The organism is Armatimonadota bacterium (assembly GCA_036504095.1).
In the GTDB taxonomy this organism is placed as follows: Bacteria; Armatimonadota; DTGP01; order JAKQQT01; family JAKQQT01; genus DASXUL01.
On sequence record DASXVS010000024.1, the window covers coordinates 143,223 to 167,025 of the forward strand.

The 23,803-nt window shown below is 62.9% G+C and carries 21 protein-coding genes; 9 read left to right on the forward strand and 12 right to left on the reverse strand.

What is annotated here, in order from left to right:
* Nucleotides 1-36: 36 nt before the first annotated feature.
* Both VGM51_04650 and VGM51_04655 read right to left on the reverse strand, forming a co-directional pair.
* On the reverse strand, nucleotides 37-816 hold the full coding sequence (locus VGM51_04650) for a phytanoyl-CoA dioxygenase family protein (protein ID HEY3412335.1): 780 nt from the start codon (nucleotides 814-816) through the stop codon (nucleotides 37-39).
* Nucleotides 817-1,089: 273 nt separating this feature from the next.
* A complete protein-coding gene (locus VGM51_04655; GenBank protein HEY3412336.1) occupies nucleotides 1,090-2,484 on the reverse strand; it encodes an acetyl ornithine aminotransferase family protein in 1,395 nt (464 codons plus the stop codon).
* 133 nt (nucleotides 2,485-2,617) lie between these two features.
* Here VGM51_04655 and VGM51_04660 point away from each other — a divergent pair, with 133 nt between their 5' ends.
* From VGM51_04660 to VGM51_04680, 5 genes are all read left to right on the forward strand, one after another.
* The gene (locus VGM51_04660; protein HEY3412337.1) at nucleotides 2,618-3,913 is read left to right on the forward strand and encodes an alpha-L-fucosidase; all 1,296 of its coding nucleotides are present in this window, start codon (nucleotides 2,618-2,620) and stop codon (nucleotides 3,911-3,913) included.
* Between the two features lie 130 nt (nucleotides 3,914-4,043).
* On the forward strand, nucleotides 4,044-4,919 hold the full coding sequence (locus tag VGM51_04665) for a glycoside hydrolase family 16 protein (protein ID HEY3412338.1): 876 nt from the start codon (nucleotides 4,044-4,046) through the stop codon (nucleotides 4,917-4,919).
* A gap of 42 nt (nucleotides 4,920-4,961) precedes the next feature.
* Nucleotides 4,962-5,864 (forward strand): alpha/beta hydrolase, encoded by a 903-nt coding sequence (locus tag VGM51_04670; GenBank protein ID HEY3412339.1) that lies wholly within the window; start codon nucleotides 4,962-4,964, stop codon nucleotides 5,862-5,864.
* A 94-nt stretch (nucleotides 5,865-5,958) separates the two neighbouring features.
* Nucleotides 5,959-6,972 (forward strand): hypothetical protein, encoded by a 1,014-nt coding sequence (locus VGM51_04675; protein ID HEY3412340.1) that lies wholly within the window; start codon nucleotides 5,959-5,961, stop codon nucleotides 6,970-6,972.
* Nucleotides 6,973-8,505 carry a right-handed parallel beta-helix repeat-containing protein gene (locus tag VGM51_04680; GenBank protein ID HEY3412341.1) on the forward strand — a complete coding sequence of 511 codons (1,533 nt, stop codon included), beginning with the start codon at nucleotides 6,973-6,975 and terminating at the stop codon, nucleotides 8,503-8,505.
* Between the two features lie 31 nt (nucleotides 8,506-8,536).
* Here the strand turns inward: VGM51_04680 and VGM51_04685 are convergent, their stop codons facing one another.
* On the reverse strand, nucleotides 8,537-8,902 hold the full coding sequence (locus VGM51_04685) for an STAS domain-containing protein (GenBank protein HEY3412342.1): 366 nt from the start codon (nucleotides 8,900-8,902) through the stop codon (nucleotides 8,537-8,539).
* 193 nt (nucleotides 8,903-9,095) lie between these two features.
* Between VGM51_04685 and VGM51_04690 the strand changes: the two genes are divergently transcribed.
* The gene (locus VGM51_04690; GenBank protein ID HEY3412343.1) at nucleotides 9,096-9,665 is read left to right on the forward strand and encodes a peptidylprolyl isomerase; all 570 of its coding nucleotides are present in this window, start codon (nucleotides 9,096-9,098) and stop codon (nucleotides 9,663-9,665) included.
* Between the two features lie 88 nt (nucleotides 9,666-9,753).
* Here VGM51_04690 and VGM51_04695 read toward each other — a convergent pair whose 3' ends face one another.
* On the reverse strand, nucleotides 9,754-12,057 hold the full coding sequence (locus VGM51_04695) for an MFS transporter (GenBank protein HEY3412344.1): 2,304 nt from the start codon (nucleotides 12,055-12,057) through the stop codon (nucleotides 9,754-9,756).
* A gap of 379 nt (nucleotides 12,058-12,436) precedes the next feature.
* On the opposite strand from VGM51_04695, the gene VGM51_04700 reads away from it, so the two are divergent.
* Together VGM51_04700 and rbsK are read left to right on the forward strand one after the other, a co-directional pair.
* On the forward strand, nucleotides 12,437-13,087 hold the full coding sequence (locus VGM51_04700) for a thymidine kinase (protein HEY3412345.1): 651 nt from the start codon (nucleotides 12,437-12,439) through the stop codon (nucleotides 13,085-13,087).
* 139 nt (nucleotides 13,088-13,226) lie between these two features.
* The gene (gene rbsK, locus VGM51_04705) at nucleotides 13,227-14,150 is read left to right on the forward strand and encodes a ribokinase (GenBank protein HEY3412346.1); all 924 of its coding nucleotides are present in this window, start codon (nucleotides 13,227-13,229) and stop codon (nucleotides 14,148-14,150) included.
* 199 nt (nucleotides 14,151-14,349) lie between these two features.
* Here rbsK and VGM51_04710 read toward each other — a convergent pair whose 3' ends face one another.
* The gene (locus tag VGM51_04710) at nucleotides 14,350-15,153 is read right to left on the reverse strand and encodes a hypothetical protein (protein ID HEY3412347.1); all 804 of its coding nucleotides are present in this window, start codon (nucleotides 15,151-15,153) and stop codon (nucleotides 14,350-14,352) included.
* A 14-nt stretch (nucleotides 15,154-15,167) separates the two neighbouring features.
* Nucleotides 15,168-15,539 carry a PadR family transcriptional regulator gene (locus VGM51_04715; GenBank protein ID HEY3412348.1) on the reverse strand — a complete coding sequence of 124 codons (372 nt, stop codon included), beginning with the start codon at nucleotides 15,537-15,539 and terminating at the stop codon, nucleotides 15,168-15,170.
* 482 nt (nucleotides 15,540-16,021) lie between these two features.
* On the opposite strand from VGM51_04715, the gene VGM51_04720 reads away from it, so the two are divergent.
* Nucleotides 16,022-16,468, forward strand: coding sequence for a hypothetical protein (locus tag VGM51_04720; protein ID HEY3412349.1), 447 nt, complete (start codon nucleotides 16,022-16,024; stop codon nucleotides 16,466-16,468).
* A gap of 52 nt (nucleotides 16,469-16,520) precedes the next feature.
* Here the strand turns inward: VGM51_04720 and VGM51_04725 are convergent, their stop codons facing one another.
* The 6 genes from VGM51_04725 to VGM51_04750 form a co-directional block, all read right to left on the reverse strand.
* Nucleotides 16,521-17,843, reverse strand: a complete 1,323-nt coding sequence (locus VGM51_04725; protein ID HEY3412350.1) for an MFS transporter — start codon at nucleotides 17,841-17,843, stop codon at nucleotides 16,521-16,523.
* A gap of 153 nt (nucleotides 17,844-17,996) precedes the next feature.
* Complete coding sequence (locus VGM51_04730) at nucleotides 17,997-19,499, reverse strand: vanadium-dependent haloperoxidase (GenBank protein HEY3412351.1); 1,503 nt, start codon at nucleotides 19,497-19,499, stop codon at nucleotides 17,997-17,999.
* Nucleotides 19,500-19,637: 138 nt separating this feature from the next.
* Entirely contained in the window at nucleotides 19,638-20,486 is an 849-nt protein-coding gene (gene dapF / locus VGM51_04735) for a diaminopimelate epimerase (GenBank protein HEY3412352.1), read from the reverse strand.
* A 112-nt stretch (nucleotides 20,487-20,598) separates the two neighbouring features.
* Nucleotides 20,599-22,830, reverse strand: a complete 2,232-nt coding sequence (locus VGM51_04740) for a serine hydrolase domain-containing protein (protein ID HEY3412353.1) — start codon at nucleotides 22,828-22,830, stop codon at nucleotides 20,599-20,601.
* Between the two features lie 202 nt (nucleotides 22,831-23,032).
* Nucleotides 23,033-23,302, reverse strand: coding sequence for a DUF2277 domain-containing protein (locus tag VGM51_04745; protein HEY3412354.1), 270 nt, complete (start codon nucleotides 23,300-23,302; stop codon nucleotides 23,033-23,035).
* A gap of 46 nt (nucleotides 23,303-23,348) precedes the next feature.
* Nucleotides 23,349-23,759: a VOC family protein gene (locus VGM51_04750; GenBank protein HEY3412355.1), complete on the reverse strand. Its 411-nt coding sequence runs from the start codon at nucleotides 23,757-23,759 to the stop codon at nucleotides 23,349-23,351.
* Nucleotides 23,760-23,803: the final 44 nt, after the last annotated feature.

Sequence of the window (23,803 nt, forward strand, 5' to 3'; positions counted from 1 at the left end):
GCCGACGCGCCGGTTGGATCGCCGCGGCGCCTGGAGCTACGGAGTCAGCGGCCAGATCGCGTCGTCATCCATCGGGTCGCCGGGTTTCATCAGCATGATCTTGGAGACGATGTGTTCCTGACCGTTGAAGCGCGTCCCGTCCGCCATGTAGTGAACGATCATCGCGCGGCGTCGCCTCTCGGTCACGTTTGCAGTTGCCCCATGGAAGGTGAGCGAGTGGTGAAACACGACGCTTCCGGCGGGGACAGGAGCCGATACCGGCACACACTCCGCGGCGTGTTCCGGCGCCACTTCCGCAACGCCCTGCGGTGATGAGAAGTCCACGCCGGGCAGCCGGCCCCACGTCTGCGAACCCGGTATGTACTGCATACACGAATTGCGCTCGTCAACGTCGTCCAGCGCCGTCCAGGCGGTGAGTGCGGTGTCCTCGATCATCGGCCAGTACGGAAGATCCTGATGAAACGGCGTAGGCAGGCTGTTCGGCTCCTTAACCAGCGTCTGGTCGTGCCAGATGCGCACGGCTCCGGCCTCCAGCAGTTGCCGCGCGCACGCCGCAAGCTTCGGTGAGAATGTGTGCCGGCGGATGCCTTCATGCACCTGCCAGAGATTGACCTTTTGCAGGAAAACCGCGTCGTAAGCAGGATTGGCGCCCACGTTGTCGTGCTCGTAAGAATAGTGCTTCGCGTAGGCGTCATCGACCGCGGCGGAGATGTCCGCCAGTTCCGCCGGTGTGAGGAAATTCTCAACAACCACGTACCCGTTTGTACGATAGAAGCCCAGTGCCTCAATACTGAGTGGTCCGGAAGCGTCCGCCATGCTGATATCCTCTCGAATCCACGGGATGTGGATAATGCTGTGGAACGGCCTGTGGGCAGACTGGGGACAGGGATGTGGAAACGGAATCATGGGGTAACCACCCCTTTGTGCCCTCCAAGTTTCCACACCTCCATCGGTACTCACCCAAACGCGCACCAGGCCACTATCAGCACGCCTGATCCCGGTTTTCCCCAGTTTCCCCATCCTCACTAACACTACTGTCATATAGATAGGGTTCCGGATGATTTCCCGAGGCTGGGCGAACCCGGGGACTCAGGCCGTTTCGTCCAGGCATTCGGACAGAATATCCAGGGCTGTGTCCACTTCCCCCTTGGAGACGACGAGAGGGGGACAGAACCGGATGGCGTTCCGGCCGCAACCCAGCAGGAGCAGGCCCTTGCTGAAGGCGGCGTGAACGATGCGATCCCGACGTTCCGCGTTTCGCCCAGGGAAGAGCTCTCGCGCCAGCGGCGGCGCGGCCGATGGTACGGGTGCGCGGTCTGCGGAGGATGGAGCGTCAATCAGCTCTATCGCGGCCATCAGCCCCTGCCCGCGGACGTCGCCTATGCAGGGGTGGCGCTGCTGCACGTCCCTCAGCCGGCCGATCAGGTGTTCGCCCACCGTGGCGGCATTTTCAATCAGTCCTCCGTCCTGGAGGAGATCCAGAGTGGCCAGGGCCGCCGCGCACGAAACGGGGTTCCCGCCGAAGGTTGTGGCATGGCTTCCGGGAGGCCAGTTCATCAGATCCTTGCGGGTCAGCAGCGCCCCCAGCGGCATTCCGGAGGCGATGCCTTTTGCGGATGTGATCATGTCCGGGACGGCGTCCGTGTGTTCATATGCCCACATCTTTCCCGTGCGTCCGAATCCGCTCTGAACCTCGTCCACGATCAGCAGGATGCCGTGTCGCCGGGTGAGTTCGCGAAGCGCCTCAAGGTATCCCGGCGGCGGGATAACGTAGCCCCCCTCGCCCTGGATCGGTTCCACGATGATCGCGGCGACTTCATCTGGAGGGCACGTGGACGCAAACAGGGAATCGTCGAGCGTGGTAACACAGTGAAGCGCACAGGACGGGTACTTCAGGTTATACGCGCATCGATAGCAGTACCCATACGGCACATGCTGAACCCCCGGCACCAGCGGCGTGAATCCGCGCAGTTGGGATATCTTGCTTCCGGTGAGACTCAGGCTGCCGAAGGTTCTACCGTGAAAGGCGCCCTGGAACGCGATCATACGCTTGCGGCCGGTGGCGAACCGCGCGAGTTTGAAGGCGGCCTCCACGCTTTCGGTACCGCTGTTGGTGAAGAACACCCGTGTGTCGTCGACTCCCCACGCCGTTGTCGCGGCAAGACGCTCCGCGAGGTTCGCCATGGGGGCGTACCAGAAGTCGGTGCCGCTCATATGCAGCAACCGGCTCGCCTGCGCCTGAATCGCCTCAACAACCTTGGGGTGACAGTGCCCGGTGGAGCAAACCGCGATGCCGGCAGTGAAATCCAGGAACTCGTTGCCGTCCTCGTCCGTGAGCCAGCATCCCTTGCCTGATGCGGCGACGATGGGATAGTCACGCGTGTACGACGGAGAGGTGAACCTGGCGTCCCTCGCGATGACTTCCTGAGCGCGCGGCCCCGGCACATCCGTGACGATTCTCGGCTTTCGATTCGGTGTTTCCATGTGATGTCCTTTCGAAATCAGTATCCCACACCATCGTCTGTTTGCCAACCCCTGCTCCGTTAGCATTTTCCACGGTTTCCCAATCGTATAATGACCCGATGGCGCCAAAGCACAGAGATTTGGAGGAAATGTGATGGTCCCGCAACCAGAAACCACCGCCGGCGATACCTCCTGGTTCACGCACGATCGCTTCGGGATGTTTATCCACTGGGGCCTGTACGCCCTCGGCGCGCGCCACGAATGGCTCAAGAGCATCGAGCGGATCAGCACGGAAGATTACGACAAGTATTTCAAACACTTCGACCCCGATCTCTACGATCCCAACCTCTGGGCGGAAGCGGCCTCCGGCGCCGGGATGATGTACTTCGTCGTGACGACCAAACATCACGAAGGCTTCTGCCTCTGGGACACGGCCCTCACCGACTACAAGGCGCCCAACACGCCCGCCGGTCGCGATCTTCTGAAGCCGATGGTGGATGCCTTCCGTGACCGCGACATGAAGGTCGGATTCTATCACAGCCTGCTGGATTGGCATCACGCGGACTACACCGTCGACCAGCACCATCCGATGCGCGAGAACGAAGCCTACATCGCCGGCGACTCGCAGCGCGACATGGACCGCTACGCCGCCTACCTGCGCGGCCAGACCGAGGAGTTGCTCACCCGTTACGGTAAGATCGATATCCTCTGGTTCGATTTCAGCGTGGCGGCGAACGAGCGGTTCGCCGGCAAGGGCAAGGACGCCTGGCACAGCGAGGAACTGATCGCCCGCGTGCGGGAACTCCAGCCGGGAATCATCCTCAACGACCGCCTCCAGATCGACCAGGACGTGAAGACTCCGGAGCAGTATCAGCCACGCGAGTGGGTCCGCGTGAACGGTAAACCGGTCGTCTGGGAGGCCTGCCAGACCTTCAGCGGCTCGTGGGGCTACCACCGTGATGAGGAATCGTGGAAAAGCGTGGACCAACTGGTCCAGATGCTGGTGGACAGCGTGAGCAAGGGCGGCAACCTGCTGCTGAACGTCGGCCCCACCGGCCGCGGCGAGTTCGACGAGCGCGCCCTGAGCCGCCTGTCCGCGATGGGTGAATGGATGCGCCGCCACTGCCGCAGCATCTACGGCTGCACACAGGCGCCGGACGATTTCGATTGCCCGCCGGACTGCCGTTATACATACAACCCGGCCACCAACCGCCTGTACCTGCATCTCTTCGCATGGCCGTTCCGCCACGTCCACCTGGATGGCTTCGGCGACCGCATCGAGTACGCCCAGCTCCTGAACGACACCAGCGAAGTGAAGATGCTGAGGAGCATCCCAGAAGCGAACTACGGTGCGATGAAGGAAATCCGCGGCGCCGAGACCGTGACGCTGGAACTGCCCGTGAAGAAGCCCAACGTAACGGTACCGGTGGTGGAGCTGTTCCTGCGGTGATTTCCGGATTCACCGGATAGGACGCGGAGGAGCGCTTAGGTATCGCGGAGGGCGACCGGCGGCGAAGCCGCCCTCCAGACGGGTATTTCAATGCCAGGCACATTCGTGCCGATGTCCGGAGGTATCACCCATGAAATGGACAATCGCTATCTGTTCCGCGCTGCTGGCTTCTGGCGGCGCCGTTGCTGCTCCCAAGCCCGCGCAGAGAGTCCCCGTCCCGCCGCCCATCCGAGGCGAGGGCTACGCTCTCGTCGAAGACTGGGACTTCGGGAAGACCATCAAGACCCTGGCCCAGCTGCGCGACCGGTTCTACACGCGCTATGTCTACGACGACGGCAAGTGCGACACTCTTTCCGGGAACGGCGAATGGGAACGGTACCGGGACAACGATAATCACCGAATCGCGGGCGGCGACCTGCTCCTGATCGCGCGGGCGCAGGGCGGCTTGGTCAACGGCGGCATCGAGAGCGGCATGCTGCGCTCGAAGTGGACCGGCAAATACGGCTACTACGAGTGCCGTATGAAAGTACCTGCCGGCCGCGGCCTGTGGCCCGCTTTCTGGTTGAACCCGCAGGATGCGAAGTGGCCGCCGGAGATCGACGTGATGGAGATTGTAGACAACGGGCGAGACACCACGAAGAACAGCTTCCACAACGTCCACCCGGGCAAGTCCGAGACACCGGAGACTGTGTCCACGAAGCTCGACAAGTGGGGCTCCTACCGCCCCGGCTTCGACTACAAGGACGGCTATCACACGTTCGCAGTGAAATGGACGCCGGACACCGTGTGCCATTACGTGGATGGGGTGATGGTCGCGGAGCGCCGCAATTACCATTGGCGCCACGATGACGGGACTGATGGCGGCACCGCTCACGTGCTGGTGAATCTCGCCGTCGGCGGCAGCTGGCCCGGGCCACCGGACGCGGCGACCCCGTTCCCGGCCACCCTGGCGATCGACTATATTCGGGTGTGGCAAATGAAGGGCGCGGGCGGCTTACCACGGTAGGTCGGGCACGGAGGCCCGACCTACCGTGTGAGGCATGGTCTGTTGAAACGTAAAGACCGCAGGAACCTCCTCTACTCCCTCCTCGGCGATCTGCCACCCCGGGACCGGCCGGTGTCAGCGGAAACCCTTCGCGTGGAGGAGCGCGGCAACTACACGCTGGAGGTTTTGCGGCTGGACCTGAACGGCGAGGAGCCGGTTCCAGCGTACTTCACCCGCCCGAAAACGCCCGGGCCGTGGCCGGCGGTGATCTATAACCACTCCCATGGCGGCAACTACGCCTTGGGCAAGGACGAGTTTCTCCATGGCCGGGAGTACATCGTGTCGCCCTGGGCGGATGAACTCGCCCTGAGGGGCATCTGCGCCCTCTGCATCGACCATCGCTGCTTCGGCGAACGGCGCGATTTGTCCGAGTCGGAAGCGTTCAAACTGGCGCTATGGCGCGGGCAGGTGTTGTGGGGCCTGATGGTCTACGACACTTTGAAGGCCACCGACTACCTCGTTTCGCGGCCGGACGTTTTCCCTTCCCGCATCGCGACGCTGGGGATGTCGATGGGCAGCGTGATGGCCCAGTGGCACGCCGCGCTGGACGAGCGGGTGGCCGCCTGCGTGGATATCTGCTGCCTCACGGATTACGCGTCGCTCATCGCGCGCCGGCGCCTCGACGCGCACGGTCTCTATTACTACGTTCCTGGACTGCTGAAGGAGTTCACCGCTGCCGATGTCAACGCGCTGATCTGTCCACGCCCGCATCTGGCCCTGGCGGGCAACATGGACGGTCTCACGCCGCCCGAAGGCCTCGACCGCATCGACGCGCAACTGAGACAGGTGTATGCCGATGCCGGCGTGCTTCGGGCCTGGGAATTGGAGCGGTACCCGTGCGGCCACGTGGAGCTGCCGGAAATGAGAGAGCGGGCCATCAGGTTCCTGGCAAATGCGATGCAGTGATGGGGAAAGGGGAAATTGATGCGAGCCATTTTCCTCGTTTGCCCCTTCTCCCATTCCCGCAATGACTATCCTGTCTTGCGTGAGAACCCTCGCGATGTTGATCCTTCTGGCCCTGCCGGCGGCCGCGGCGCCGCGGACCCAACCCGTTGCCCGTTTCGCGGACGAGATCATCCGGAGACAGGCGCCGGATGGCGCCATCGTTCAGGATCGGCTGTCCCCCGCCACCAACCGGGTTGTCCCCTATTTCTCCAACCTCGCCGCCTTGGGCCTGTTGAGCGCGCATAGCGTCACCCACGATGTGCGGTACCTCCGATCCGCGAAGAAGTGGGCGGCCTGGTATGCCGCCCATATGAACGCGGATGGGACCGTTTATGACCACACCGGCGCGCCCGGCGCATGGAAGCCAACCGGCGAATACGATTCGACCGATTCCTACGCCGCAACCTACCTGGAGCTTCTGGATGGGATCGCCCGCGTTGACAAGCCCTGGGCGGTAGCGCGTTACGCTTCGGCCGGCAATGCGGTCAAGGCGATTATCCTGACGCTTCAGCCTGTCGGCCTGACGCTCGCGAAGCCGATGTGGCCGGTGATGTACGTGATGGATAACGTGGAAACCTCCCGCGGGCTGCGCGCCGCTGCCCACCTGGCGTCATTGTGCGGCAAGACGATTGACGGCAAGGACTGGGCTGCCAGGGCCGATCGCATGGAGAAGGCCATCGAAACGTCGTTGTGGGATCCCGGACGCAACTGCTATCTGGTGGGTCTCCAACCCGACGGAGGGAAGATGCGAGCGGCTGGTGAATGGTATCCCGGAGTGATGGCGAACCTGATGGCGATCTCCTGGGCCGTTCCTTCAAAGCGCCACGCGAAACTGTACGCCAATATGCTCAAGCAACCGTCCGCTGCGCTGCCCGCTTTGGTGAAGACCGAGGACGACATGGATCACCTTGTCTGGTGGGGGCTTGCGGCACGCGCCGCGGGCGATGCGACGCGGCTCCGCGACATAGCGTCCAAGATTGAGGGCTGCGATCCTAAGGCGGTCCCACTACCCAATACGGCCCTGCTGGGCCAAGCGTGCCGCCTCTTGGCGTCGCGCAAGGAGAACTAGATGCAGGCAAGATCCCTCGCGCTCATCATACTATTGCCATTCGCGGCTCACGCCGCCCCGGTCATTCCGAAGGACGGGATGATCCTGAAAGAGAGCGCCACCTTGGAGCCGGGGACGTATGCCCTGCCCCACGGCATCGTCATCGGTGCGGACAACGTCACGCTGGATGCGAAGGGCGCGGTCTTCACCGGCGGAGGCGACGGCCAGGCCGTGTTCGTGAAGGGCAACAACGGCGTAACCATCAGGGGGCTTGAGGCATCACGCTACAAATGGGGAGTGCGGGTCGAAGGCGGGAAGAACATCAAAGTGCAGGATTGCCGGATACGCGACACGCCCGAGGCTCCGCCGGACGACACCTGGCTGGATATCTGGCTCGGGCCGAAGGACGCCTACGGTGGTGCGATCATCTTGTTTGACGTGAAAGGCGGATTGGTGTCCGGCAACGACGTTCAGCACCAGCAGAACGGCGTCATGATGTACAGCTGCTCCGGGCTGACGGTGGAGAAGAACAACGCGTCATTCCAGAGCGGGTTTGGCATCCACATGTACGGCTCAAGCGACAACATCGTCCAGGACAATATCGCGGACTGGTGCAACCGCATCCACAAACGCGGCGAACGATATTACTATCCCGGGGCCGATGCCACCGGAATCCTCATGGTTGTGAATTGCAGCCGCAACAAGATCCTCCGCAACTTCTTCCGGGGCGGTGGGGACGGCGTCTTTGTGGCGGGCTACAACCCCGACCTCGGAAAAGTACCTTGCAATGACAACCTCTTCGAGGACAATGACTGCTCCTATTCGCCGAACAACGCCTTTGAGGCAACCTTCTGCAAGGGGAACATCTTCCGCAACAATCGCGCGGGCTTCTCGAACTACGGGTTCTGGCTGGGCTACAGCATCGACACCAAGATCGAGGGGAATGAAGTGAGGCGCAACCGGATCGCCGGCATCGCGATTGAACACGGTCTGCGGAACGAAATCGCGGATAACCACCTCTCCAGCAACGGCCGGGGGATCGCGCTCTGGGCGAACGCCGCCGCGCAATTCAATGCCGCGTGGCCGGACCAGGCCACCAGCGCGAACAATGTGATCCGCGGAAACTCCGTTTGTGCAAACGGCATTGGCCTTCTGGTGAAGGTTGAGGGCCAAGTCACCCCCAAGAGCCGCCCTCACGACGACACGGTTTCCGGCAACACCTTCTATGGGAATGATGTCGGCGCGTTGGTGATGAATGCGGACGCCGAAGTGATCAAGGGCAACCGCTTCGAGAACAACACCGTCGCCGGTCTGCGCCTGGAATCCAACGCGAAGGCGTCTATCACGGGCAACGCGTTTGCGGATCAACCGCTGAACGCATGGTCGGACAGCGCCGGGGTCTGGGACGGCAACCAGTGGGCGGGAGCCGTAAACGGGCCTGTCAGTATTGCGGGAGGTCCAGGCAAAGATGAGCACCCGGCGAAGGAAGTAACGGCGCCGGCATCCACTACGCTTTCAACGATGATGGACGTGTTACGCGGAACGCCACGCTAGGGCGGAAGCGACCGGGGGGCGCGCTGCCGGATCAGGGGCGGATGAGTTTGATCGCGTCCTCCACGTTCATAGCGACGTGCAGGACGTGGTCTACCTGAAGCACGCGAAGGCCTGTGAGCACAATGCCGGGCGATTTGACCGCCACGCTGAACAAAGCGTTATTGTCCGACGCCATCTTGGCGAGTCCAACCAGCATGCCGTAGCCCGCCGAGTCCATAAAGGCGACTTGCGTGAGGTCGATGACCACGGGCTGCCCCATCGTGAGCACCGGGGAGACCTCGAGGCGGACATAAGGCGTCGTGTGCATATCACAGTCGCCAATCAGGTGGAATACAGCGATGCCGTCCACGTCTTCGCGCTGCGTCTTCAGATGTTTGGTGGGGTCGAATTCATCCATGGTCTTGCGTCCGATGTGCCAAAAAACACTGTAACCAAATGCGACGCCGCTTGTAAAGCGGCGCGTTACTGGAGCGGGGCGGGCCGCACGCGATAAACTGAATTCAGCCAATGATTCAACGCCTCAACGAGTCCCTCATCCGTTGACCGCGGTTCCGGCCCGTGGGCCGGCATTTCGTAAGGAGAACACACAATTGAAACGTCTCATTCCCGCGCTCCTGCTGGGCGCTTTATGCTTGACCGGCGCCAAAGCCGCCGCGACCGACCCCACGGTGATTCTGACGACCAGCAAGGGCGTCATCACGATCAAGGTCTACCAGAACGAAGCCCCGATCACGGCGGGCAACTTCCTCGACCTTGTGAAGCGGGGGTTCTACAGGAACATGGTCTTCCATCGCGTGGCCCAGGACCCGCCGGTCATCCAGACGGGCGATCCGCTCGGCAACGGCACCGGCGGATTCATCGATCCGAAGACACACCGCGAACGGACCATTGCGCTTGAGACCAAGCCCTCCCTGAAGCATGACGCTGCGGGCGTGGTCGCCATGGCGCGTTCCCAGGAGCCGAATTCAGCGTCTTCGCAGTTCTACATCACAACGGCGCCCATTCCGTACCTGGATGGGGGTTATGCTGTGTTCGGCCGCGTGGTGAAGGGGCTGGACGTGGTGAAGAAGATCCGCGTGGGCGACAAATTCATCAGCGCCAGGCTCGTCGGCGGCAAGGTCTTGGTGAAGCCTGCCCCAAAGGCGAAGGCGAAGAAGTAGCGTTCCGGAGGGCCAATCGCGCCGGTTCCGGCCTGTCAAAGGCTGGAACCGGCGCTTTTTCATTTGCGTTAACACCCGCACTCCCGGCTCAGGCTTTCAAGCCCCGCATCAGCACATCGTAGGCGTAAACAGCGACCAGCATTTCCTCTCTGTCCGGGGGGCGGATGCGAGCCTGAACGGCGATCCAGTTCAGCGCATCGGCAGCCGGGTGAAGGTTCGGCGGAATCGAGCCCGCCTTGGCGGCGCTGAACCGCAGGTGGTGAATCGCGCGGGCCATTTCGTCCCTTCCAAGGGCGTTCAAGGCGGCCTCCGCCCGCAGCGCCGCTGAAAGGCGCCCCGATTTGCGGAGTTCCTTCGCGTGACCGGTGAGCATCTCCGACATCACCGCGTCCAACGCGTATTCGTCCATGGCCATCCACGCGTAGATCTCGCCTTCGGTGCCGATGAGTGTTGCCACCGCGTTGGCCATTTCGCGCCGAAGCAGCACGGTGTCCACGGCCTCCAGCCGTTGGAGCAGCGGCACAACGGCGCGTTCGTCGCCCAGTTTGGCGAGCGCGTCGCCGAGGGCGCTCACCTCCTGCGGCTCCAGCGCTTCGTTCGACCTCAACATTTCCGTCAGCGGTTCCGCCATGCTCTCGTCACCGAGCTCACCCAGGGACTGGATGGCGGCGGCGCGTGCGGGGTGTTCCGGCTCTTCCGCGATTTCCAGCAGCGTTTCGGCGGCCTGCGAGGTTCCAAGCTTTGCGATCGCCTGTGCAGCCGCCTGTGTGAACGCGGAATCGTGCCCGCCGTCCTCTTCCATCGCCCGGATGATCGCGATCGCTGCGCGATCGTCGCCCAGTTTGCCGAGCGAGACGACCGCCTGGACACGGATCCCCGCGCCGGGGTTGTTCAGCGCCGCCAACAGCGGCTCGATGGCGCGCGTGTCCTCCATCTCACCCAGCGCCAGCGCGGCCTGGCGTCGAACCGCGAGAACGGGATCGTCCAAAGCTTCAACGAGTTCTTCAAATCCGATGCGGGCCTTCATGTGCCCGAGCGCCCGCGCGGACCGGGCGCGTACGCCGGGCTCCGAGGCCCCGCGGATGCGCCGGACGTGCTTCAGTGTTCCCATCGGGCTGGAAGAAGCCATGCGGCCGAGCACGTCGCGCACATCCTCGGAGCGCGGCTCGGAGAGGGACCGAAGAAGCGGGATCAGCGCGAGGCGCAGGACCATCGAAATCAGCATCGAGATCTTGTAGTTGTTGATATCGATGATGCCGACGTGGATATGCGCCTGCTTCGTCGCGGTGACCAGCAAGCCTCCGACCGTCGGGGCGATGAACCCCGCCATCCCGACAACCGCCGTCCATAGCGCGCTGTATCGCGGCATGTTGTCCGACGGCGAGAGGCGCAGCATCAGGTTGAACTGGGTGATTCCGAGCATCGCGCCCGCGACACCGGAGACCAGCTGCGCCACCATCAAGATGCCCAGAGTGACCCCAGGCAACTGGTTCGGCGTAAGCGCCCAGAGCAGCGGCACGAAGCAGATGACGACGTAGGCGATCTTGTAGAGCGCGCGATTGCCGTACTTGTCCACCAGGTAGCCCACAACCGGCGCCGCGCACAGCGTGCAGAGCGTCGCGAAGCCGGATACCACCTGCACCTTGAACGTGGGGTACTTCAGCGTGTCCAGCATATACACGCCAAAGAACGGCCCTGCGACGCCTTGCGCGAACACCCATAATGCGAAATGCGTCAGGAACCTGCGGAATGGCGCATTGCGGAGCGGCACGCGGAAATACTCCACGCTGAACTCGGAGCGTGTCTTCGACGGCGCCTTTAGCGGCTCCGGCTGGCGCAGCAGCGTGAGCATATTCACGATGCCGACCAGTCCCGCGCATCCGAACAGGGTTCCGAACGCTATCCGCGGGGAGAACTGTATGCTGGCGAAATCCAGGTATCGCGTGAAGATCAGCGCCGCGATCAATCCGGCGATGTTGAGCCAGATGCTGCGTCGCGCGAAATAGCGCCCGCGCATGCCGGCCGGCACGAGATCGTTCATCCACGAAGTCCATGCCGGTACGCCGATCTGTACGCCTGCCCACGACACGAACATCACGATCAGCAGAACGCCGATCGCCCCGGAGCGCGGTAGGGTAAACGCCGCCAGCGCAACCAGGAACCATGAGATGCGCCCGCTCCCGGCGACGATCGCCACGAATTTCCGCCGTTCGGAACGGCGATCCACGAAGATGGCGGCCGGCAGCGTGGTGAGCCCGGCCAGCGCCTGGAAAGCCGCGATGAGGCCCTGCACGAGGCCGGATGCACCCAGGGAAAGCGCGAATGCCTGGGGGATGGTTCCGAGCGAAAGGGAGGTCCACACCGTCGCGAGGATGCCCTCGGTGGTGCTCATCTTCATTCCGTGCAGTTTTTCGAGGCGGGATAATTCCTTTGGCATGGTCAATTAGAGTATGTAACGCACCTTCGTGCGCCACGCCTGCCCGGTGCGCTGGACGGTTGAACGCGGGACGCCGGCACGGGCCGGATTGAGCGTTGGCCTTTCCGGCTGGTACATCGCCCATTCATGAGATTGATCGGCTGCGACACGCCGTTAGCTTTCGTTAGCCTGCCGCTCCCCCTACGCCATAGGATGACGGAACTGGTGCAATCATGCAAGGCCGGCACGCGTTTGCCGAACACGTTGTAACACCTCGCCTCAATGCCCGGCTGGGATAGCATGTCCTTGGCGCCAGGAAGGGCGTCACATATTCCCATCCCCTTCAATCCCAAGTATGGACCTTACACTCATCCTCGGCCCCATGAAGAGCGGCAAGTCGTTCGACCTGATCAGCCATTTCGCGCCGCTGCAGTATACCGACATTTCGTTCGGGCTCTTTCAAAGCGCGCGAAATCAGCGCGACGCCTCGATCTTCAGCCGCACGGGGAGCAGCCTCGCAGCCACGAAACTCTCCTCCCTGGCGCCGCTGCTGGAGCAGCAATACGAGATCATCGGCATCGATGAGGTCCACATGTTCGCGCCGGAGGAGGCGGAGATCGTCAACACGCTCATCAACCGCGGGGTTCAGGTGGTGGCGAGCGGGTTGGATATGGACTACCGGGGCAAACTGATGCCGACGATTCAGAGGCTGCTGGAACTCGGACCCGCCGTCGTGCGGTACCGCCGCGCCGTGTGCGAGGTGTGCCGCCGGCCGAACGCGACCCACACCCAGGTCTACCGAGGCACGCAACCCCTGGTCGAGGGCGCCCCGCCCGTTCTGCCGGAAGACGGAACGTACGTATACAAGCCTGTATGCCGTCAATGCTTCGTCCAGAAGAGCCTCGGGTTCATGCTTTTCGAGGACGCTTCCGCCGAAGAGGGCGCGTCGCCGCCTTCAGCCGGCCTCGGCGCAGCGACGCTCACATTCGGCTCGCGCTCCGGTTAAGTGAAACGATGAGTGATGAGCGATGAACGATGAATGCCCGGAATGTAGCGCGGGCGCCTCGCCCTCATCCGGCATCCATCACTCCTCTGTGCTCTGTGGCTTTGTGGCTGATCGTCCGAACGGATACAAAGGGGAGACAATGACGCCAAACGTTGTGGTGGTTGGGAGCGCCAATATGGACCTCGTCGTGCGCGCTCAGCGGGCGCCGTGGCCCGGTGAAACGGTCCAGGGGCGCTCATTGGACTATCTGCCGGGCGGCAAGGGCGCCAACCAGGCGGTCGCCGCCGCGCGCCTCGGCGCACGGACGCACATGGTATGCCGGGTGGGCGACGATTCGCTGGGCGAGCCAGTGCGGCGCAACCTCGCCGATAATGGCGTGGACGTTTCGCGCGTGCGAATCGCCGCCGGCGCCCCGCAGGGCCTCGCGATTATCATCGTGGACGATGAGGGGCAGAATCGTATCGTCCTTGCTGCCGGCTCGAATGGCATGCTCGTCCCGGACGATATCGACTGGGCCGCCGCGGTGTTCAGCCCGGATTCCCTGGTGCTTCTTCAGAACGAAATCCGCCTCGAAACAACCATCCGCGCCGCACAGGTGGCCAAGGCCGCCGGCGCCACGGTGTTATGGAATCCGGCGCCGGCGCCGGACAGCCTGCCGGACGAGATGATCGGCTGCGTGGACGTCCTGCTGCCGAACGAAAGCGAGGCGGAGAGCCTGACGGGCATAGCCGTCCACGACTCGCCGGGCGCCCACCGCGCGGCGGCCGCGATCGTCGCGAAGGGCATCCCCAATGTGGTCATTACACTCGGTGAGCGGGGCGCACTCTGGTTCAATGAGGACGAGGTGTTTGAACTCCCTTCATTTCCCGTGTCCGTGGTGGACACGACCGCGGCCGGCGACACGTTTGCCGGAGCGTTGGCTGTCGCCCTTGCGGAAGGGCGCGAGTCGCGGGACGCGGTGCGGTTTGCCTGCGGCGCTTCAGCCCTGGCCGTCACCAAACTCGGCGCCCAGCCGGGCATCCCCACGCGCGCGCAACTGGAAGCGTTCCTGGCGGAGCGGTGAGGGGGTGACGCGGCGAGGGGGCGGGGGGGTGCCTTTGTGTAGCGCGGGCGCCTCGCCCGCCAAACCTGCCGGATAGACCTGACCCGCCGGATGAATCCGGCGTCAGTTCAGGAAATCTGCCGCTGCGCGGCAGGCGTCCCTGCCCGGAGGGCAGGTTTTGTGTTCAGCCGTCGGATTCATCCGGCGGAAACGCAACCCCTCACTTCGGCCCCGCGTCGCCCTCGAGCGCTTTCAACTCAATCCGGGACAGCACGGCGGCAACCCCGTTGACGACCACCACGAACCCGAGGAAAGCGTTGGTCGCCAGGTGTGGCGCGGGAGATATCAGCAGGAGAACCAGGGCCGGAACAGCGATGCAGGCGGAGCTAGTCCATTTAGCGTGCTCCGTCGATAACATGCGGCCAAACTTGACCGTCGCCCAACATACAAGGGCCACCCACGGCAGGGTGCGTGCCCATAGTCCGGCCAGGCCCAGCTCCTTCGACATACAGAGCCAGAAAACCCATGCGATAATACCCGCAGTGATGATGCTGTTGGTCCACGATCGCGTCGCATCGATCAGCTTCAATACGACGTGAGCCACCAGTCCTAATAGGGCTGACTCGATGAGCAGGGCCCATCCGCGATCTGGCGGCGCATTGTTTGGAAACCACGCCCTGGTCAGATCCAAGACGATCACCGCCGCGAGGAAGGCGAGAGGCACAGGACCGACCTCCCGATGCACCCAGTTCACGATGAGTTCCCACGCGGTTGCCGTCAATCCCTTTCGACGCCCGAATACTCGCTCCTGGGTTGCATTCACCAGCGTATCGCTTAAGGTTCGCGCCCACAGCCCTATCAGACCGGCGGTTCCGGCCCACTGCCAGGCGGCGCGGGCAGCGTCACGGAAGGCGCGCGCCATTTCGTCCCCGTACTGCTCGCGGAACGCGGGCGGATAGGCCCGCAGAAGCCGGCGGTACATCGCCAGGGAGCGTTCGACCGCTGATGGTTCGGAGTGCTGCATCGTTACGCCTCTGTTCAGCCGATCATGGACTTGTGGGGCAATAGCTTCCGGCGGCGGGCTATCTCCACGAGGGTTTCGAGCCGTTGCGATTCTGCGCCGAGAGCGCGGCGTCCTTCGTCCGTCAGGCGGTAATAGCGGCGGCGCTCATCGTCCTGCTCTGGGTCAGGGCGTTCTTCGGTCTCTTCCAACAGACCCGCACCGGTCAGCCGCTTGATGTTCGTATACAGTGTACCGGGTCCCAGTCGCATCGCGCCGCGAGTGAGGGCGGCGACTTCCTGCATGATCGCGTAGCCGTGGCGTTCGCCGTCGGCGACCGAGAGCAGTATGTGAAATGCCGCCGGCGCCATCGGCGAGGCGGGATCAGGCTGTGTTTGTGCGTGAGCCATCGAGGCGCTCCCTTCAATGTGTCTTTAGAGGTTATATCCGATACGGATATAATACCACAGCTCTCCAGGATTCGTCCAACCACGCGCGATCGCGCTGCCCGGAGTTGAGGGGGCGAAGCGGCGAGGGGGCGACAAGGTGACGCGGTCTACCGCAATTGGAAGCCTCATAGGTTATGGCGTACAGGGCGCCGCTCGGGCGCCAGATCGGTATCCGTGTCCGTGATCAGGATGCTCTTCGGTTTCGAGGGGCGTCTGCAAGGGTACATACGGATTACTATGGTGTACCATGCTTTGGAGACGTCCGTCGCATATGCCTGCCCGCCGGCGACCGATTTGCAGCCTACACCACGTTGTTAGTTTTATGGGGCATGGTGTCGGTCAGCTGGGTTTGCGCCGGCCCTGTTGCATCAGGCGCGCACCATTCGCGCACGCCATCCGAACCGGCGGAACGACGTTCCGCGTTGACTGAGGAGGTAGTGGTGATGAATCGTTTGATTTCCCTGCTGGCGGTCGCCGTGCTTGCCGCCGGCCTTTCGCCCGGCGCGCACGCATTTCCGAAAGAGGCCGCGAAGAAGCCGGTCCTCAGGAAGAATATGCGGCCGGGCATGAACCCGGGCATGATGCCCGGGAAGAAGGCGCCGGGCCGGCAGATGATGGGCAGGGCGGTTTACGTTTGCAGGAAATGCGAACAGGCGTGGACGCCCGCGCAGGCCCGCAAAATGGGCTACAAAGACCCGATGGGCCACAGGCTGTTCAGGGTGGCCAAACTCCCGCCCGGCATGAAGATGGGCCGCATGATGAGCGGCGACAAGATGCCGATGATGGGAAACATGCCCATGAAAGGCCAGAAGCCGCCGATGAAGGGCAGGAAGGGCCGCATGAAGGGCGATATGCCCATGAACGGGCGGATGCCGCCGAAGCCGCGGTAATCGGCAGCCCGAAGACAGGGGGCCCGGTCCGCGCGGATCGGGCCCCTTATTGTTACGCGGCCTGCGTTGCCACCTTCGCGATCACGCGCTCCCGCACCGGCCGGATGAGCGCCACACCGGCGACGAAGTAAAGGATGACCATCAACAAGGCGATGCGGTATCCGAATCCAGGCCCCGTGTTGTATCCCAGGATCGTGTGAATCCGGGTGTTGAACAGGTAAGCCACCGGCCCTCCGATCATCGGCGCAATCACCTGCGGCACCGTGAATGAGACGTGCCACACACCCATGAATTTCGCCTCATCGTGCTCCGGAAGCAGGTTGGTGGCCAAGGCCCAGTCGACCGCCGCGAATGCCCCGAATCCCATGCCGAAGATGAAGGCCGCCACAAATGCCACATGGATGGAACTGGTGAGCAGGAACACCAGCGCCGCGACAGCGGTGATGCCCGCCGACGCGTAAACTATCCGCTTTTTGGGCATTCTGTCGCCCAGGAAACCCGCGGGGAAATTGCCAACCAGACCCGCTACGGTGGTAATGAGGAAGATGGTGGTGACCGTATCCTCCGGCTTGGGCGCCCCCAGCGTGTCCCCAACGTAGTACAGCAGGAACTCCGTGGCGGTGTAGAACCCCATGTTGACCATGAAGCGGGACGCTATGAGCCAGAAGAAATCAGGGTGTTCGCTCGGTTTGACGTGGAACGACTGGACGAGCGTGCCCCACATGCCGATACGGGGCGCCGGGTTCTGCGCGGCGGATTGCTCCGGGATGCGTATCACCGTATAGATCATCGCCACGACGAGAAGCACTGAGAGCGTGACCATGATGATCCAGAGGCCGCCCGGCTTGCGGATCAGGGTGCCACAGAGAACGAGTCCCCCGAGTTGCCCCAGCAGGCTCGACATTCCCATATAGGCGGACGCGGCGCCCTGACGTTCTTTCGGCACCATGTCCGGAATCAGCGCCTGGTACGGTGAGGTCGCGACGTTTACCCAGAACTGGATCAGGCAGAACGCGCCGAGCATTGCCGGTATGCTCTGAACACGGGCCAGCCAGAGAAGCCCCGGCACGGAGAGCAGCGTACCCACGATCATATACGGACGGCGGCGCCCCATCACCCATCGCGACCGATCGCTCATCGCCCCTGTGATGATGACCACCACGGTGGAGATCATCGCGCCGATGCCCAGCGTCCAGCCCAGCGTGAGGTCCTTGGTGGGGCCGGCCATGTGCTTCACCAGCGTCTGGATAACGATGGTGATCATGCCCGCCCACAGGAACGAGAGCGCGAACCAGTACACGCTCAGCTCCAGGTAGAAACGCCCCGACTGCCGCTCGGAGTAAGCCCGCTCCATCGCCGTGCTGTCTTGTGCCATCTCGTTACCTCCCGAGTGAACTATACGCTATACGGCAGCGTGCGGCGAGGTACCTTCGGCCCATTTCGGGAGACGGAAAGAAGGAAATGAGGAAATGAGGAAGCGACCGGACAATGGTCGTTTCCCCATTTCCTCGCTTCCTTCTTCCCGTCCTCACTCCGTTCCGTTGAACAGCGCCTGCGCCTTTTGCCACACGGCGGCGCCGACCTTGTGCCCCACTTTACGGCCCTCAAGGTCGCCCGTGCTGAAGTGGATGCCGCCGTAAAGGCGCGAGATGCCGGCCTGGTTGGCGGCGTCCGTAAAGGTGGGCCAACTCAGGGTGACCGGCCGGGCCGGAACCAGCCCTGCTTCGAATTTGGAGGACCCCGCCGGGAACGTCACCGAACCGCCGAATGCATCGCTGCCGGTGTACAATTTCAGCACCTCGGAGGCGGCGCCGCTGAACGTGCTGTGTCCCGACACGCACTCCGGGAAAGAGGGTGTCACCACGTTCGGCGCCTGGTACGGCTGCCAGTTCTCTCCCCTCACCCACTGAGTTCCCTTGAGCGGGCCGCCCCAGGCCCGGATCCACTTGCCCTTGTACAGGTAGTGAATCGCGGTGATCGGCCGAGCGTAGTCAAAGGCGCGCTTGCAGTCCCACGCGGCGATACCGGCGTCAAACACCGCGTTGCTCACGGCAAAGAACATCTTCACATCGTCGTCCAGTGTGTGCTGATCCCGGCGCGAGACATACTGGGCGACGAGGCACCAGTGCCCCGGCGGAAGCTCCGAGGCGGGGCCGTCCGCCCAGTATTCAGCGATCATCTTCTGTTCATCCGTGAGGTTGGAGCTGATATCCACTATCTGCCGGGCCTGGTCGATGTACGCAATCGTCGATCTTTCGGTATCGCGTCCGGTCAGGCGCGTCGAAATGAACGCGAATGGGGCGCCCGGCATACGGAACTGCGAGCCGGATTTGAGGGCGAAAGGTGTGACCCCTCCCCACTGCGGCGTGAAATACTTCTGGATGGCGAAGCCGCCTTTGCCGTCCGGTATGCGCAGCGGCTGCCAGTGGTTGGGATTGACGATATGGTCCGGGTCGTTCACCGGCTTGTAGCCGGTGTAGTCGCTGTAGGCGCCGGCGTGCAGATCGCCCAGCTGGTTCGAACCGTCGTGATGGCGGAACTGGAGGAGGGCCTCGGCGCAGATGTTGCCCGTTCCGGCCGGTGTGGAAGCGTCCTGCAGGGAGTAGCCGGGATCGTATCCGAGGCTCACCATCAACGCTGCAAACTTCGCGACTTCGGCCGTCTGCGGGAAGAGATCGACCAGTGCGGCGAAAGCCGCGTAGGAGATCGCCTCGGCCTTATTGGCCTCGGTTCGCTCCGAAGCAGGGTGGCGGAGCGCTCCCCCGAGGCGCGTTCCGTGAGCGACGGCGTCGTATGTCGCCCAGGCGTCATACATCGCCGTGTGGACGATGGCCAGGTCACGTGCAACGACGGTTGGACCCGGTTTCGTGTCGCGAATTGCCTGAAGCAGCGCATTGTCCCACCGAACGACGATGGAATCGTGGTATTCCGGCGCGCCGGCGGGAATCGCGCTCGCCGCACGACCGGGAGTGGCGAATGAGTATGAGAGCGCCGCCACGGCGGCAAGAAAAAGAACCGCTCGATAACGCATCTTGAGACCTCCCTATGGGCTTGACATGATATCAATGTGCTTGATACCCATAATTCCGTTCGATCGTTACCATTTATCGGCGCAGGGAGCTTTGGCCGGCCGTGGGCGGGAAGTTGCTTTGGCGGTTGATCGGGGAGATCACCCTGCGTCGCCGGAGCGCTCCTTCCAGTCCCCTGTATACACGATGTAGGCCGGACCGGAGAGGGTCACCGCATCGTCCCCGTCCCAGGAGGCCTTCACTTCGCCGCCTTTGGAGACGACGGTGACCGGGTTCGCCGAGATCCCGAGCAGGTGGCCGATAACCGCAACCGCCGCGGCGCCGGTTCCGCAGCCCAGCGTTTCCCCCACGGCGCGCTCCCATATGCGGATCTCCGCCCGGTGCGGTGATGTGAAATGGGTCCATTCCAGTGTCGTGCGCTCCGGGAACAGAGGGTGGTTCTCGATGAGGGGGCTGGCCGTCTGGAACGTCGCTTCATCAGGCATTTCGTCGACGAGGATGATCGCGTGGGGCGTGCCCGTTGAGCACGCGTGCAGGATAAGGTTGCGGCCCGCGACCGTGACGGGGACGTTGAGCGCCCGGTCGCCGGCAACGGACATCGGAATGGCTATCGGGTTCAGCGCGGGGGCGCCAAGGTCGACGGTGACCGTGCAATCGTCCTCTTCGCACTTGTGGATCCAGAGGTGGACCGTCCCCCCGAAAGTATCGACAGCGACGTGGGTTTTCTGCGTGATGTCCTCGTCATGCAGGAAGCGCCCGAGGCACCGGAGGGCGTTGCCGCAACGGTCCTCGGAACCGTCCGGGTTGAAGAACAGCATCCGGACGTCGGCTGTATCCGAGGGGAAGGCGACGAACAGCCCGTCCGCGCCGGCGCCGTAGTGACGATCGCACATGTCGATCGCCAACTGCCGCCAATCGTGGGGCGGCAGGTCGTATCCGTTCAGGGCAATGAAGTCGTTGCCCAACGCGTGCATTTTCGTGAATCGCATACGATCATTCTAGTTCCGAGTTCCTAGTTCCGAGTTTCGAGACCCAAAACCCGGAAATCGAAACCCGGCACTCGAAACCCGGAACTCGAAACTCGGAACTCGGAACCCGGAACTATGTCAGCGAGTCCGCGACGCTTGTCAGGAACTGCTTCAGGTACTCGTCGTATTTCGGGCCGGCTGTCGCGCGTATCTGCGCGATGACCAGCTCGTGATCCAGATCGACGCGGAGTATGCAGGCCGTCGCCGAGCCATGGCCGATGACACGATTGCCGAGGATCATGTCCTTCGGGTCTGTGGAGTTGGTTGGCGCCCCCGGTTTCGTCTCCCGGAACCACGTGAGACCGATGCCCCATTCCACGTCAACTTCCGGGTAGAACTCCTTCAGGCTTCGCGGAAGCATCTGGGCAAACGTCTCCTCGGAGACGAACTGCTTATCGCCATACCTTCCGTGATTCGCGAGAACCTGGCCGAGCGCCCCGAGCTGGTACGCGGTCAGCCGCGCCCCGTAGGCGAGGTCCGCCATCGGGACGTCGCCGATACCGAGCGGGCGATACAGGTTGTCGTGGAACAGCCGGATGATGCTCTTGCCGGTCATGGCCTCCATCGCCTTGCCGGCCAGGTCGTAGCCCATCCCGTTGTAGTTATGGGCGGCGCCCGGATCCAGGCTGTCGAGGCCGTTCAGCACCACGTTGTCCAGGTACGGGTTGTGGATGCCGCCCCACTCGCCGTGGCCAGCGAGCCCGCTCGTGTGGGTGAACAGATGGCGAAACGTGAGCGCCTTCTTGCCCTTGGTGGGGAACCCGGGGAGGTACTTGCCGATGGGATCGTCGATAGCGGTGAATCCCTGGTCAACAAACTGACTGAACAACATGCCGCTGACGGCCTTTGTGATCGAGGCCACATCATGGCGGTAGTCGAGCGGCAACGGGGTTCCGTCTGCCGACTTACCGAACGCTTGATGCGTGATGATGGCGCCATGCCGCGCCACGAGGATGGTGAACGGCTCGCCGGAGTCCTCGGCCCACTTGCGGCATACGGCGTCGATTCGCTCTTTGGCATCCGCCTTCACGCCGGCCTCTGCCGGCGTTCCGGCGTGAAGCACTTCGGCCGGGCTGCCGGACACCGTTTTCGGCGGCGCCAACGGACGAACCTTGTCCGCGCGCTTCTCGAGTTTCAGCCTGAGGGCCAGGTGATAGTCATCGTACTTGACGTCCGGGCCATCGAGGACGCCCGCCGGCGATCCCGTAGGCTTGGCGTCGATGAGCGCCGCAAGCACGCCCGCGCCGGCCTGGGACGACAGAAACGACTCCCGGAAGATGCCGCCGGCGGCGTTGGCGACATTTATCCGCTGCTCATCCCACACTTTTGGATCGATGGGCGAACCCAGATACGGCACGTCCAGACCCCATTCCGCGCCAAAGAGCGAAGCTGCTGACACGCCGCAGAACGTCATCGCCCGCTTCACGACCATACCGTCCTTGGTTTTGCCTTCGATATATGCCCCATAGCGGCCGGGAGCCTTTGGCGCCTTCACCTCATTCAGGTCTTTGTCAAACCATCGCACCGTTAGCGGAACGTCGCCGGCCAGTTCCCGCACATGGTCGACATCACGCCATACGATTCTGGGGAAGCGGCCCTCCTCCGCCGAGAAGGCGTAGCCGGGCCACATGGTGGCCGGCACAACCTCCTGGTTCTGGAAATCGCGGTTGTCTTCGGCCTTTTTGAGCGCGAGAGTGATGTCTTCGGCCTCTTTACCGGTGAACGCTTCCATCCCCAGGACCCAGGCTCCGGTGGCGTTTTCCACTTTCGCCAGAATGGTGTTCGTGCCCTTGCGCAAGCGAACGTTGAACCGGTCCTGGCGCGCGACGTAACCCCGGCCCGGGAATAGCAGTGTCTCGAAGACGTTCTTGCCATTGACGAATACCTTGACGCCATCGTCCGATCCCAGGAAGAAGACCGCTTCCTGGTCCGCCGGAGCGTTCAGTTCCGCGTAGGCGTAGGCGAGCTTGTGGTCGGTGAACGGGTAATGAAGGGCGAAATCCAGCGTGTTTCCGGAAAGCCGAACGCTTTTGGCGGAGACGGTATCGCCGCCTGGCGTGGCCAATGTCGTTTCCGGCCGGATTCTGGCCTTCGCCTCTCCGCCGATGGGCGAGAGGTAATCGGTATCGAAAGCGCCCCGGTCGTCCGGTCCCGATCTCTCGGGATTCTGGAAGGGGCCGATGATCACCCAGTCCTTGATGAACCCGCTGAACGGGGGAGGTGTCTCAGCGGCCAGGGCAGGAGCAGCGATCGCCGAGACGGCAATCACAGCCGGAATCAGCAGGGGAAGTGTGCCGATACTCATTTCGTGGTCCTCGTACTAACGTTTCAGCGATGCGGTTACCTGTGACCGGCGGGTGGATCGCAGCCGGTTATTGTCCTCGTGACCCGTCGGGGCCAGGAGGAATATCGTATGGCAGGCGACCGATGCTCAATGACAAACGATATCACTTCCGGCTTGGCGGTTCCAACCGGAAGGGCGGCGGGCGGCACGGTGAGGGGTGAATTTACCGGCCGAATCGGACGGCTGAGCGCGCTCTGGCCTTGGCGGCCTCTCCCTGGCGGTCTTTCGGCGCGGAGGTTGATTCCAAGGACGTAAGGAGGCGGCCGGAAGCCGCGGCGATTTCATCAACAGCCCGTGCGAAGGCGGCATCGTTTGCCTTCGACGGGCTGTTGAACCCGCTGATTTTGCGAACGAACTGCAGCGACGCGGCGCGAATCTCGTCGTCCGTGGCCGGCGGCTCGAAATTGTACAGCGTTCGGATATTCCTGCACATACCTTCCTCCTCCGCCGGCCCGTATCCACTCAAACGCCAGTGTCTCTCACTCCGGTTTGTCGCAGTTGATCATCCAGGGGATGCCGAACCGGTCCACGAGCATGCCGAAACGCGCAGCCCAGAAGGTCTCCTGAATCGGCATCTTGATCGTACCGTTTTCGGCCAGTAGGCCGAATATGCGATCGGCTTCGGCCGGTGAACCGGCCGAAAGTGATACCGAGAATCCTTTCGGCGCCTCATACCATTCCGGCGGGGAGTCGGAGCCCATCAGTACCGTGCCGCCCAGTTCAAGACGAGCGTGCATGATCTTGTCCTGCCATTCCGGGGGCGTCTGCGGCCCAGCCGGGGTTTCCCGGTGAGTGTGCATGGCTGTGATCTTGCCTCCCAGGCACTGCGCATAGAACTTGAAAGCCTCTTCGCACTGACCGCTGAAAAACAGGTAAGGTTCAACTTGCATCATATTTTCCTTTCACGGAGTTCAAATGAACGACCCGGACCAGG